Annotated in this window: 13 protein-coding genes; 5 read left to right on the top strand and 8 right to left on the bottom strand. The window is 48.3% G+C overall.

Features of this window, described 5'->3' with window-relative positions; translation table 11 throughout:
* Positions 1–22 precede the first annotated feature (22 nt).
* Both GQE98_RS18295 and GQE98_RS13700 read left to right on the top strand, forming a co-directional pair.
* Entirely contained in the window at positions 23–223 is a 201-nt protein-coding gene (locus tag GQE98_RS18295; RefSeq protein ID WP_202526293.1) for a YnbE family lipoprotein, read from the top strand.
* Position 224: 1 nt separating this feature from the next.
* A complete protein-coding gene (locus GQE98_RS13700) occupies positions 225–596 on the top strand; it encodes a YdbL family probable chaperone protein (RefSeq protein WP_161316167.1) in 372 nt (123 codons plus the stop codon).
* Between the two features lie 3 nt (positions 597–599).
* Here the strand turns inward: GQE98_RS13700 and GQE98_RS13695 are convergent, their stop codons facing one another.
* From GQE98_RS13695 to GQE98_RS13680, 4 genes are all read right to left on the bottom strand, one after another.
* Positions 600–1,064, bottom strand: coding sequence for an L-2-amino-thiazoline-4-carboxylic acid hydrolase (locus tag GQE98_RS13695; RefSeq protein WP_161316166.1), 465 nt, complete (start codon positions 1,062–1,064; stop codon positions 600–602).
* A gap of 70 nt (positions 1,065–1,134) precedes the next feature.
* Positions 1,135–2,019, bottom strand: a complete 885-nt coding sequence (yghU, locus tag GQE98_RS13690) for a glutathione-dependent disulfide-bond oxidoreductase (protein ID WP_161316165.1) — start codon at positions 2,017–2,019, stop codon at positions 1,135–1,137.
* Between the two features lie 195 nt (positions 2,020–2,214).
* Positions 2,215–3,423: a sugar-transfer associated ATP-grasp domain-containing protein gene (locus GQE98_RS13685; RefSeq protein ID WP_161316164.1), complete on the bottom strand. Its 1,209-nt coding sequence runs from the start codon at positions 3,421–3,423 to the stop codon at positions 2,215–2,217.
* A gap of 26 nt (positions 3,424–3,449) precedes the next feature.
* Positions 3,450–6,077, bottom strand: coding sequence for an alpha/beta fold hydrolase (locus GQE98_RS13680; protein WP_161316163.1), 2,628 nt, complete (start codon positions 6,075–6,077; stop codon positions 3,450–3,452).
* 356 nt (positions 6,078–6,433) lie between these two features.
* Between GQE98_RS13680 and GQE98_RS13675 the strand changes: the two genes are divergently transcribed.
* Positions 6,434–7,153, top strand: coding sequence for a haloacid dehalogenase type II (locus GQE98_RS13675; protein WP_161316162.1), 720 nt, complete (start codon positions 6,434–6,436; stop codon positions 7,151–7,153).
* 8 nt (positions 7,154–7,161) lie between these two features.
* Here the strand turns inward: GQE98_RS13675 and GQE98_RS13670 are convergent, their stop codons facing one another.
* Positions 7,162–8,817: a hypothetical protein gene (locus GQE98_RS13670; RefSeq protein WP_161316161.1), complete on the bottom strand. Its 1,656-nt coding sequence runs from the start codon at positions 8,815–8,817 to the stop codon at positions 7,162–7,164.
* A 225-nt stretch (positions 8,818–9,042) separates the two neighbouring features.
* Between GQE98_RS13670 and GQE98_RS13665 the strand changes: the two genes are divergently transcribed.
* Complete coding sequence (locus GQE98_RS13665) at positions 9,043–9,867, top strand: enoyl-CoA hydratase (protein ID WP_161316160.1); 825 nt, start codon at positions 9,043–9,045, stop codon at positions 9,865–9,867.
* Positions 9,868–9,878: 11 nt separating this feature from the next.
* Here GQE98_RS13665 and GQE98_RS13660 read toward each other — a convergent pair whose 3' ends face one another.
* Positions 9,879–10,142, bottom strand: coding sequence for a hypothetical protein (locus tag GQE98_RS13660; protein ID WP_161316159.1), 264 nt, complete (start codon positions 10,140–10,142; stop codon positions 9,879–9,881).
* Between the two features lie 50 nt (positions 10,143–10,192).
* The gene (locus tag GQE98_RS18190; RefSeq protein ID WP_246157264.1) at positions 10,193–10,711 is read right to left on the bottom strand and encodes a dodecin; all 519 of its coding nucleotides are present in this window, start codon (positions 10,709–10,711) and stop codon (positions 10,193–10,195) included.
* A 161-nt stretch (positions 10,712–10,872) separates the two neighbouring features.
* Between GQE98_RS18190 and GQE98_RS13650 the strand changes: the two genes are divergently transcribed.
* Entirely contained in the window at positions 10,873–11,658 is a 786-nt protein-coding gene (locus GQE98_RS13650; protein ID WP_161316158.1) for a Crp/Fnr family transcriptional regulator, read from the top strand.
* Positions 11,659–11,824: 166 nt separating this feature from the next.
* Here GQE98_RS13650 and GQE98_RS13645 read toward each other — a convergent pair whose 3' ends face one another.
* Positions 11,825–13,051, bottom strand: a complete 1,227-nt coding sequence (locus tag GQE98_RS13645; protein WP_161316157.1) for an MFS transporter — start codon at positions 13,049–13,051, stop codon at positions 11,825–11,827.
* Between the last annotated feature and the right edge of the window lie 8 nt (positions 13,052–13,059).

Raw genomic sequence — 13,059 nt, 5'->3', positions numbered from 1 at the left:
TAAAACGAGTGAAGGAATCTCTGTGGAAAATCGTTCTCTTCTTGCTATTTCAGCCGTAGCTGTGATCTTTTTCGTCGCAGTTTCCTGCACTCCAACGGTAAAAGTTGAGGCGCCAGCCGAACCGATAACGATCAATTTGAATATCAAGCTGGATGCAGAAGTCCGCCTCAAGATCGAAGAGCAGGCGAAAGATGACATTACCAACAATCCGGGAATATTCTGATATGCGATCTGGAAAAAATGATGGGAAATTGAGCCGCAGACAGCTTTTTGGAAAGGCAATAGTCTCTTTCTCAATTATCGCAAGTCTGCCGTTGCTCGCGAGCATGCCTGCCTGGGCGGATCAGCTTGATGACCTGCGGGCTTCTGGTGCTGTCGGGGAAGCGTTCGACGGGTTCACGCGCGCGCGAGACGGATCGGCAAATGAATTTGTTGCCAGTTTGAATGATCAGCGGCGGGCTATTTATGTGAAGCGTGCCAAATCTGAAGGGGTCAGCGTTGAGCAGGTTGGGCGTGTCTATGCCGTTGAAATTTTCAAGAAAGCCCCTGGCGGGACATGGTTTCTGAGTGAAAACGGGAAATGGTCGCAAAAATAGCCTTTATTTTGCTGCCTTGCGAAAACGGAAATCGCACATACCATCCCCTTTCATACAGGTCTTTTCGCGTTTGAGTTCCAGCCCAAGCCCTTCAGCCAGTGCAAAATCGCAATTGCAGATAAGAAGTGGTCCGAGGTCGCGTGCCTCCAACTCTTCCATCATTTTCGTATAGGCACATTTATGCACATCGACATGAAATTCATCTTCGCTGCGCTTTAGAACCTCAAACTCGAAATCGACGCCTATCCCGAAAGATGAAAACTCGGCCTCCAGTTTTGGAATGGTCATCGGTGCATTGCGGGATCTGTTTTCGGATATCTTCCGGTTGCGTGTATCCAGAGCTTCCCTTATCAGCCGATGTGCTTTTTCTGGACCAAGTTCTTTTTCCATTGCCCGAACCAGAGGAATTTGCGCTTCAACCGTGAGCTTAATATGCTCGAAGGGGGTTATACCAATTGTATCCGTCATCTAGCCCGTTCCCATGGCCGCCGCTTCCCACCCGGTTTTTAAACAGGGCAGGAAGGGGGTATAAAGTGATCTAGGTTGCGCCTTCCAACGCTTCGATTTTGTCCTGTGTCCTGTTTTCAAAGTCGCTGGCGTCATGCCGCTCGCGTAGCTGTTCCTCCAGCGGACCAGAGGTGCGGTTGACCATTCGTCCACGCCGGACCGCTTCGCGTTCGCCTACCTCGTTGGTCCAGCGATTAACATGTTTATAGGAGGCTGTATCGAGAAACTCTGCCGCCTCATAAACCCTGTTCAGAACGAGTGCGCCATACCAGGGCCAGATTGCCATATCTGCAATTGTAAATTCTTCTCCGCAGATAAATTTGTTTTTTGCGAGTTGGCGATCAAGAACATCGAGTTGGCGCTTTACTTCCATTGCGAACCGGTCGATCGGGTATTCAAATTTATCCGGAGCATAGGCATAGAAATGGCCGAATCCACCGCCGAGATATGGTGCGCTGCCAACCTGCCAAAACAGCCAGGAGAGGCATTCTGCGCGCTCGGCGACGCCAGTTGGGATAAACGCCCCAAATTTTTCAGCAAGATGCAGCAGGATCGCTCCGGACTCGAATATCCGGATTGGATTTTCTCCGCTATGGTCCATCAATGCTGGTATCTTGGAGTTTGGATTGACCTCGACAAACCCGCTACCGAACTGGTCTCCCTTTCCGATATTGATCAGCCAGGCATCATATTCCGCGCCAGAAAAGCCCTGAGCCAGCAATTCCTCCAGCATGATCGTGACCTTGACGCCGTTGGGCGTTCCAAGGGAGTAAAGCTGCATCGGATGTTTGCCGATAGGTAACTCTTTTTCATGAGTTGCGCCCGCAATTGGACGATTGATGCTGGCGAAGCGGCCGCCGCTCTCCATTTCCCATTTCCACACTTTTGGCGGTACGTAGGCTGCTGTTTCATTCATTTGCGAAACTCCGTTCACTCATCGCAAGCTGCGATATGTGGGTTTATCTTCATTTGCGCGCCCGTGGCCATTCTGTACAAATTTATTCAAAAGTCCACCAACAGATTTGTTAAAACCACAGATCGGCCAAATTCGAAACTGGATTTGGCATCTTTTGTTGTTCCAGATAAAACATATGTTGATTAAATTCTGCTTTTAAAGACCACTACACTTTGCGATTTTGATGATCCCGTCAATAAATGGGTGAAAACTTCCAAGCCCTTCATTATGTGCAAATTGCGGATCGCCCCAAATATGATTGGTTTCAAGGATAATGGGCCCGTCCTCAAGGATAAAGATGTCATGTCCGAGAGAAAAAATCTCTGGAAAGGCCCCGTGCACAGCAAGAGCAAGTTTTTCCACTTCATCAAAATATGGAACTTCAAATCCTTCAAGACGCTGATTGTCCGGCCCGAAAGTCTTAATACTTTCCGGTAGAACGCCAGCTTTTTTCTGTCCGCCGCGCCGCAGTGATTTTGACTGCAAATCTATCGGTACTCCAATAGCCGAGTAGGAGGCATCAACGAGGCTGTTATCAATTCCAAGGCGCATCCGTGCCATTAGTGGGCGTATGGTATCACAGTCTCGAAAGGTTATAAAACGGACACTTTGAATACTGTCAGGATTAAAATTTGCAAGGTCAGGGTGACTTCTCAATAAAGGCTGAAACACTAATTCTTCTTTGTTGTTTTCCTGCAAACTAGTATATATTTCAGGCCATGGACCTTCAAGACCTTTGCCCGCCGCGTATAAGAGCGACCATTTTCCGCTATCATGGTAGACTAACTTTCCGGCTCCATTACCCTTCATTCCAAACCGGGGCTTAAAAAATACGCCTTCTGAGGCCGCAATCGGTCGTAACTCTAATTCAAGTTCTTTCTCTGACGTGGTTTCCGGATGCAGGCGGGCTATTATCGGTGCTGTCCGTAGCCCGTTTTGGTTGCATAATTCTGCAAACAGTACCTTGTCTTCGGTCAGGATTGTCGTTTTCTTCTGATTGAGAAAAAAGTTCAGGAAGCTAAGCTGGCGAAAGTCGAGGAATTCGCCAGCACGAGCATATCTCTCGGCTACAAAAAGCGCGCAGATATAATAATTATCTGGTTCGCTACGAAACATGATAAGTAAAATCAGTCGTTCCAGTACCTGCCTAAAATAGCCTTTCCCAGACAGTCGCTTCGCAGATGAAACTTCTGCTTTCGGCGGGATAAAAACAGTCGGCAATCGTCTCAGGATGAAACTTACAGAGAGAATCTTTTTAAAGGTGCCGTTAAATTTTCCGGTTCGTTCGGCTTTGATTGCAATCCGGCGGATTACTTTCATATTGGCGGGGTTTGCTAAGCCATATCCTGGTATCAGCCGAAACAAATTTACCTGTCTTTCCTAATCCTATGTTAAGCCGACGGTTTCTCTCTCTGTACTTTGTTCAGGAAATACGTGAGCTTGGCAGCGAGTAAACTCACGTTCGGCTCTTCCATTATTTGAACATGGCCACCCGGAATATCACAAATTTCCAATCGCCCTTCTATCAGGTTCTGCCATTCGTTATGAACATCGGGATGGAGTGATACCGGCAGTTCCGTTCGAAAAAGTATAGCATTTCCCACATAGGGTGTCGGTCTAAACTTTCGAACATTCAGCGCGTTGATATCCTGATAGCTGATAACGTCCGCTGGTGAGGTCTTGGATATTGAGGGATCGCGATTTGATACCGCCATAAACTTCAATTTTATCAATTTTTTCAGACCGATAGAAATATTGCGGAATCTTTCAAAAATATAGCCGGGCTTCTCGAGGAGCGGAAGGTCAGCCCAAATCTTGTAATGCAGTGACATCCACTGCGCTGGTGACACATACCTTTTGCGACTGGGAAGATATGTATCCAGTAAAGCAAGCAATGCGGTTTCTTCGCCAAGAGCAGAAAATTTCTGGGCAAGCAGGAAAGCAACAAGGCCACCGAAGGAGTGGCCGCCGAGATAGTACGGGCCCTTTGGCTGGACCTGACGAATTTCATCTAAGTAGTAGTCTGCCATGTCATCAAGTGACGAGTAACGTGAAGTATTCTCATTGGATTGAAATTGCTGAATTCCATAGAAGGGCTGATCGTCATTCAGATGGCGGGCCAGCTCCCGATACCCAAGAACTTCGCCTCCGATAGGATGAATGAAAAAGAGCGGTGGTCGATTTCCCTTGGGCTGTATCGGGACGACACAGGATGACGAGAGCCCTTCTTCAATAAGCCGGGCCATTTCACGGATTGTACCTGCTTCAAACAGGATATCCCGAGGCAGACGCCGCCCCAGAACCTTCTCTATCCGCAGGAAAAGATCCACGGCCTGAAGAGAATCCCCCCCCAAGGCGAAAAAGTTATCATCAAGGCCAATATCGCTCGTTCCGAGCACCTCTTGCCAAATATTCTGCATTTTAAGTGTGTCGGCGGTCAATTGTTCGTCTTTGCGCAACGATGCCGAATCTGCCGTGTCTTGCGTTAGGACCTGGAGCTGTTGATTAAGTTTGCGGCGCTGCGCTTTGCCTGTTGGCCCTTTTGGAATTTCGTCGACAAAAACAATGCGGGACGGAATTTTGTTTGGAATAAGGTGGTTCTTCAAAAAATTTTTAAGATCACCTTCCGATATAGACTTGCCGCTCTCAACGACCACACAAAGTGCAATATCTTCCCCCAGAGTTTTGTGTGGAAGAGGGAAGGAGACCGCTTCGCGTATTGCGTCGTGCTTCATTGCAGCCTGATCGACCTCGGTTGGAATAATCTTTATCCCACCACGATTGATCATTTCCTTTATCCGGCCGGTAATGAATAAAAATCCATCTTCATCAAGATAGCCCTCGTCACCGGTGTGATACCACCTCTCTGAAAATGCTTCCCGGTTTGCGGCTGGATTGTTTTCGTAGCCCTCAAAGGCGGTCTCTCGTGGTACGACAATTTCCCCTCGCTCAAACACAGGAACAGGGTCACCATTCTTGTCCACGACAAAAACACGATTTCTGTCCGGCTGTCCAACACTGCCTGTTTTGCGGGGTGCTGGAGGGAGACCGGTGCAGGCCATGAAACTGGTTTCCGCAGAACCATAAGCTTCCACCACTGGTGTTTCAAAGATGCTCTCTAAGCTCTCCGCAATTTTCTGGTCAAGGTGGCCTGTACCCGTGCGCAGCATGCGTAAAGAGGACTTCGCTGCTTGCACAATTTCCGGGTAATCCTGAGCCTTTCTTTCAATTGAATGAAAAACTGTGTAGCCGCCGGCGATAACTGTCGGCTTGGAGCTGCGTAAACAATGGAACAGCATATCAACGTCATTGTTCTTGACAGGAAAGAAGCTCCCGCCAGAAAAAATTGTTGTTAGCATACCGGCTGCAAAACCACCCGTATGAAAAAGCGGCATGATATTGAGGATGCAGTCTTGAGATGTGAAATTAAGCATTTGCCCCATATTCTTTACGCGGGGCAGCGCAATACGATGAGGAAGGGGAACGATCTTCCCGTAGCTGGTTGTGCCTGAGGTCGTGAAGACAACGAGGACGTCGTCTGCCTGAACCGCTTCCGGTACAATTCCAGACTGTCTCGCATTCTCGCTCGCCAGTCGGACCTTTCCCGCGCAGGCTGGATCTGCCTGAATAATGTCGATAATGGCAATCCCAAGTTTTTCCGCCGCCTCGCGCGCTTGTGACGGAAGATCTTTCTCAATCGCCAATGCCTTTATCTTCTTATCCTGAAAGTGAAGATAAAATTCACCGGCGGACATTGCCGGATTAAAGGGCGCCACGGTCGCATTACAGCAAACACCAATTAAGGAGGCGGCCATTTCTGCCCCGCCTGAATGAATAACAGCTATTCTGTCATTACGGCCAAATCCGCTACCGGCCAATTCCTTGCCAAAATCGGTGACTAGTTTTTGTAGGCTTTGATAATCCAGCGGTATCTGGTCAGGGCCGAGTAATACGGCAGCTTTCGGGCTTTTATCTGCCCAGAAAGAGATGACATCATTAAAGGTTCGAAAAGTATCCATAAAAAATTTACTCGGCTAACAATAAGGCCTTAATAAGGTTAAAACGCTAAAGTTAATAAAATTGCCTGCCATAATATTCCTGTTTTTGTTTCTCGTTATTACGCAGATCTTCCAAAACTTGAAAACTGCCAAGCTTGAACAAGCTCCTAACAGATTGATAGTTTTAGATTTATTTTTAGACGGGCGCACATTAAACAGGCTCCACTTTCTATTAAAAATTAACATGCAAATAGTTACGCTGGTGTTAAACGCGGCTACATTTAGAATTCCGTCGCGGTTTTTATTCTTTTTTCAGGTTGTTGCATTTCTTGGGTAAGCTCCGTAACCTGACGGTCAAAAAGGGAAAAGGCTTAACCATGTCCGCAGCAAATGTGAAAGTACTCTGTTTCGACGTCTTTGGAACCGTCACGGATTGGTATTCTTCTGTGACCCAGGAAGGGCAAAAAATATCCGAAAAAACCGGTATTTCAGTTCCCTGGGGCGAATTTGTGAAAAAATGGCGCATCGAAGGTTACCAGAAAGTACTCGGTGAAATTTCCTCAGGGAAGATGGACATCATTCCGACGGAGACGATCCATAGAAACATGCTTGAAATCCTGCTTGATGAATATAGCGTGACCGGACTAAGCAACAGCGAAATAGACAACTTTAATCGCGTATGGAATCGTTTGGGGGTGTGGGACGATGTCGCTGAAGGTCTCAAAAAACTAAAAGAAAATTATTCAATCCTTCCCTTTTCAAATGGCGATTTCCGCTGTCTTTTGGATTTAAGTCGTCATAATCAATTGCCCTGGGATGGTATTATTTCAGCGGATTTTTTTAAGAAAGTGAAACCAGATCCTACCATCTACCATGATGCCGCAAATCTTCTTCAATTACCGCCAGAGGAAATTATGATGGTGGCCTGCCATGCGCGGGACCTTCAAGGGGCGAAAAATGCTGGCTTCAAAACCGCGTATGTCAATCGTCCGCTAGAATATGGCCCGGGCGCCAGGCCAGAAGAAAAGACTGTTCCATTTGACTATGAAGTCGATGATTTTATCGAACTGGCCGAAGTATTACGGACCTCTACCTAAACAAGCCGTTAATCCAGGTTGATGTTCGCTTCCGGAATTTCGCTTCCCTGTATTCTACCGCTGATAATCCACTGGTTCAGGGGCGTTTTCTCGTCACCTGAGGTGTAGTACTTCAGCGTTGAATACATGATGTAGAATTTATCCCCGACCGGTTCTGCTGTGGCGACCTGAAACTGATCCCATTCGTAAAAATAGGTTGTCTCTGTTCCCGACAGGGTCACGGTGCCACTCGCGCTCACATCAATCTTGTCAAACTCTGCCTCGCTTGTCTTCTGCGTACGATGGGCTTTTTCGGTATTTATAACGAGGCGCTTTATCTCTCCAACATCGTCGTATTTGGATTTTTTAAGTGTTTCCAAAGCGATCTCAGTCAGATCGGAATCCGTTGTTGCCGCTTTGGGCATCCTGACCAATTCCAATGCTTTTTTATGGTTGCTTTCATATCTGGCCGCAACCTCTTCAACGCGGGCAATCAGCGCCACCCGCGCTTCGTAAGTGTCATGCTTGAGAAGTTTGGCATATTCGGCGGCTTCGCTGACTAGAAGATGCTTGCTTGCAAGTTCGCGACGGATCTCATCTGCCCGCCCGGCGAGCAGAAACTGCTGCATTTGCTGCTCTGGATCCGTTGGGTCGAAATTATCATAGAATTCGAGATTCCTGGTTTCGAACTGGACAGCGTGGGTAAGGTTTTCAGTAAAACTTTTCACGCCATTATCGATACTGCCGACAATCTCACGAAGATGGCGGTCGAACCTGTCGACATCCTGCATATCATAGGGTGCGCCTTGTTCAACTGTGGGCACATTATTCGGCAAGTACGCGCGCTTCTTAATTTCGGGAATGGGGTGATAGATCGCAACCGCGGCTTTCCGTGTTTTGGCAAGATCCCTAAGCCACTGCGCAAGTTGCCCTTGTTCGAAAGGTTGCTGTGGTGTCGGTGGGACTTTCAGTTCCCGGACATAGCCGTTTATTTCTTTCAAACGTGCCTGCACATCGCCAAGAGCCGTGAGTTCCTTTGCGGCATGATCCTTCCCGAAAGCTACCATGTTTTCCAGTGTGGTAAGGGCGTTTGCCGCGGCGACAACGTCCGTATCATCCTTGAATTCAGTAAACTTCCCAAGTGTTCCTTGAAAGCGGCCAACGGCATTGTCCACCTTCTCAACATATTGCGGGTCCTGAAAAGGCTTTGGTCCGGCCTTATCTACGGTGTCGGTCGCGCTCTCGATATCTCTTTTCAGCTTCTTGACCTGCACACGATGGTGGGAAATCATCTGCTTGGGTGCTGTGCTTGTCGTATTGTTCGTCGTACTGCTTGCTTTTGTTGCAGGGGCACTGGAGGGTGCCGTGCTGGATTGGCCTGCGGATGATGGATTGAGCAGGTCATTCAACTGCGTGACCAGGGCGTTGTAACGCTGATCTGCTTCCTGCCATGACGGGTGCGTATGATCTTTGGCGCCATCCAGCCGTTGCCGGGTTATCTTCAGGAGCTTCAGGGCGCGATTGACATTGTTCTTTGACGCCGCGCTTTGCCCCGCGAACTGTTGCTCATATTTTTCAATGTCTGCCAGTGCTGCGGATACATTCCTGTCAATATCTTCTGCGGCAAAGACCGTCCCAACAAAAAAGAGGGCGCAAAGAAAAACAATTGGGGTTAGTTTTTTCATGATCGACAAATCCGCTCATATTGTTGAGAAAGGCTGGTTTCTTATGCGTAGTTACGACTCTTGCAGAGAAAATAGTAACATATTTAATTCAACCAGACGAGGTTTACAGTTTTATTCTGACATTTGAGATTTTTTGGATGTCGGCAATTAAATGATCGGGAGACGCAACATTTGATATCGGGTAAGATGTATCGCCTATAAAGAAAAACAAAAAAGGGAATAGATATGGCTTATGAGCATATAAAATTTACAACTGATGAAGGCATCGCCACTGTAACCCTGAACCGACCCGATAAGCTGAATGCCTGGACCCGGATCATGGAACGTGAAGTCCGTGACGCTATGGAAGCGGCAGAGAAAGACGATTCCGTCCGCGTCATAATTTTGACTGGTGAAGGTCGGGGGTTTTGTGCTGGCGCCGATATGAATCTTTTGAGCGGTATAGAAGACGGATCGGAAAAGCGGGAGGCCGGCGCCGTTTATGGCACAAAGGCTTATAATGTTGCGGTCCGCTCGGATTTCCAGACGCAGTACTCTTATTTTCCCTCCATCAGCAAACCGATTATTGGCGCAATAAATGGACCTGCCGCCGGACTGGGCATGGTTATTTCTCTTTACTGCGATATGCGCTTCGCCAGCCGTGAGGCCGTATTCATGACGGCCTTTGCGAAAAGAGGGCTCATTGCAGAACATGGCATATCCTGGATGCTTCCCCGACTGATTGGCCATTCTGCGGCGCTTGATCTGCTGCTTTCCTCACGCAAGGTAACAGCGGAGGAAGCTTTGCGACTTGGTCTTGTGAACCAGGTCTATGATGCTGAGGATTTGATGCCCGCCGTTAAGGTCTATGCGACCGACCTCGCCCAGAATGTATCTCCTCGCTCAATGGCTGTCATGAAACGCCAAGTGTATGACGCACAGTTCCTGTCCTTGAGCGAAGCCGTCGCAATCGGCAATGAAGAAATGATAAAGAGTTTTGCGAGCGAGGATTTCAAGGAAGGCGTTGCTCACTTCCTTGAAAAACGGCCCGCAAAGTTTACAGGACGATAGCCTGGATTCGACTAATCAGTTTGGCTGTCCTTTAGTTCCGCTCTTAACTTCGATATTGTCGAAAGAAGCTCAGCGGGCTTGGCTTGTCTCTCCGCCGCCGGCATATTCTCCGTCTCGGCGCGGAGCAGAGCCTTGGTGTCGTCCTCCCAACTTTTTAGGATTTCGGCCTGTTGTTCTGTTGTAAGATTCTTGTCCTGAACGACATTCTGAGGTTCTTTAAAGTAGTGAGCCGGATTTTTCCTGATTTCGTCCATAGGGGTTGACGTTTTTGCCATTTCTTTCTCCTTCTAGAGTTTTGGAAATAACGTATTCGCAACAAAATCCGTTAATCGTCGTAACGAAAGCCAATCTTCAGTACGACCTGGTAATGAACGATCTTGTCTTCCTTGATGTGGCCACGAATTTCCTTCGTTTCAAACCAATCGAGGTTTCGAATAGTCTTGGAGGCTCTTTTAATGGCCTGCTCGATTGCATCCTCGATGGACTTGGTTGAGCTGCCTACGAGTTCTGTTACAGAATAAATATTGTCAGGCATGTTATAAACTCCTTCCTTTATCTGAGGGTAAGCGATCCCGGCTGGTGGTCGGGGTTGTCTTCTTCGCGGCGCGTCTTGGTGAATGGTCAGAACAGTTTGTGAAAAACGATCAATCGCTTTAGCGACAATAAGTTCGTCTGTCATAGCAGAAGAGGTAGTTTTTCCGTGGCGGTGGGCATTAGATGCGTCATCCAGTAGCCCCTTGACCATTTCCTCATCAAGAATGTCCTCATCCAGCATCGCCAGAATAAAACTCTCGAATATACTTAATGCTACTTTACCAAACACGGCGTTGTTCGTATCAGTCAACGCAATTGTATCGCTCCTTTCTAATTAATATAGGAATGATTATTGTGGAAGCGACCACACAGCGCATTTACATAGGTTACCCTTGATAAACTTTCTGATGATCCGATCTGTGGTATGCATATTTTTAGTCCTGACGAAAGCTCCCAAGGAGACAGCCGTAGATGTCAGAAAATTCGGGATCAACCAGCACAAATATCTTTGTTGCAAAGCTTTCTTCTTATATCGATCTGTCGATAGAGGAACATCAGGTTATCGAGGAGCTTACCCAGAACAGCATGGCTTTCGATGAAGGTCAGGATATTATTTTTGAAAGTGAAAAGAACTCAAGCGCCTATTTGTTGCAGTCCGGCTGGGCTATCCGCTACAAGATTGTTCCTGATGGCGGTCGCCAAATTATTTCTTATCTATTGCCGGGTGATATTTTTGGATTCCGTGAAAGCCTTTTCGAACTATCTGATGACTCGGTACAGGCGTTGACGCCAGTCATTGTCCATTGCATACCGGCGGAAAATATTGCTGAAATATGCGACAGCCATACAAACCTTTCTCTTGCCTTCACTTGGGCGCGCGCGCGTGAGCAAGCAATTCTTACAGAGCATATTGTTCGCCTAGGCCGACGGAACGCATATGAGCGGCTCGGGCACCTTCTCTTGGAGCTGCTACACAGATTGCAACTGGTCGAAAAAGCAGGGAACAGTGACTATTTTCTCCCCCTGACGCAGGAAGTCCTAGCTGATACGTTGGGTCTGAGCATTGTGCATGTAAATCGTACCTTGCGGAAACTCCGCAACGATCTAATGATTGAACTTGACCCAAAGACCCGGCGTCTACGTATTCTTGATGTAGATGCGTTGAGTGAGGCCACCGGTTATGATCAAAGCTTTCTTGATCAGAATGAAAAACCTTCCAGAAGTCCTCAGGATGCCATTGGCTTTGAAGAGAAATAAGCCATTATGCTCTTTGAGGTGATTTGCGAGCCAATATTCAAAAGAGATGAGGTGGGGCTTGCCTCTGTTTGTGACTTGCCTACTCCAAACTTCACAGAAACCGTTTCTGATTGACCGCAATCGGGTTGGGTGAAACTTGTATGCTGTGGGCGATACAATATGCAGGTTACGCTGGCATGGGTTGTTCTGGTGGTCTGTAAAGGGCAAAAATAATCTGTGCCATTCCTGCAAACAGTCCCAATCCAACGCCAATTTGAAGTGCCAGGTCGTAGGAACCCAGTAGGTCAAACAACCAGCCACCGCCAAAGGCACCGAAAAAGCTTCCGATCTGATGGCTGAAAAAGGCGAGCCCCTGAATCATTGCCTGCCAACGTAAGCCGAACATCTCAACGACAGATCCGGCAACTAAAGGTGATACGCCGAGCCAAAGGAAACCCATGACGGCAGCGAAGAGTATTGTCGTGGTTGGCGTGGGCGGCAGGATGAAGTAGGCAGCAAGGACAAATGATCGCGAGACATAGATGATCCCCAGCAAAACCTGCTTTGACCATCGCCCACCGGCCCAGCCGAAGAACAGGCTGCCAACAACATTAAAGCCACCAATGATACCGAGTGCTGATGCGCCCAACATCGGGTCCATCCCACATATGACCAGGTAGGATGGGAGATGGGTTGTCAGAAATACGAGCTGCATGCCACACACGAAATAGGCGATTGCCATCACCAGAAACGGGGCGTGTCGGAAGGCTACGGCAACGGCGGCGCTTGCCGGGAGCCGATCAGAATTGTTGGCCGAGAGCGTCAGAGGCGCTTCCTTATCGACGCGACCTGCAATCCAGGCTGCGGGAATTATAACCAGAGCCACAATGGTAAAACCGAACAACCCCACTCGCCAGTCATATAACGCTTCAAGAAATTGACCGAGCGGTGCCGTGAACATCGCTCCCACAGATCCTGCAGCAGACATGACGCCAAGAGCCGTACTACGCACTGAGGCGGGAACCAAACGAGAGGTGAGGGACATGGTCATGGCGAAGGAGGCGCAGGCCATTGCAATGCCGACGCATATGCCCGCGCCGATAACTACCATGACCGTTCCGTTTGCGTTGGCGAGGCAAATCATTCCAATGGCATAAAAAACGGCTCCGCCAACCATGACAGGGCGGTATCCCCAGCGGTCAGCAAACATGCCGGCAAATGGCTGACAAAGGCCCCAGACCAAATTCTGTATGGCAATCGCGAATGTAAAGTCGGTTATGGTGACGGCGATATCTTGGGTAAGCGAGGGCATAAAAAGACCAAGGCTTTGCCGAAGGCCGAAGCTCAGGCTAAGCATCACGGCGGCAGCTATCAGTATCGGGAGAACTGGCCGTAAGGCCCGGAAGGTGGACATCAGGAATT

Origin of the sequence: Sneathiella litorea, assembly GCF_009882915.1 — a bacterium.
GTDB lineage: Bacteria > Pseudomonadota > Alphaproteobacteria > Sneathiellales > Sneathiellaceae > Sneathiella > Sneathiella litorea.
The sequence above is the reverse complement of the archived record's forward strand: the minus strand, read 5'-3'. Positions and strand labels throughout refer to the sequence as shown.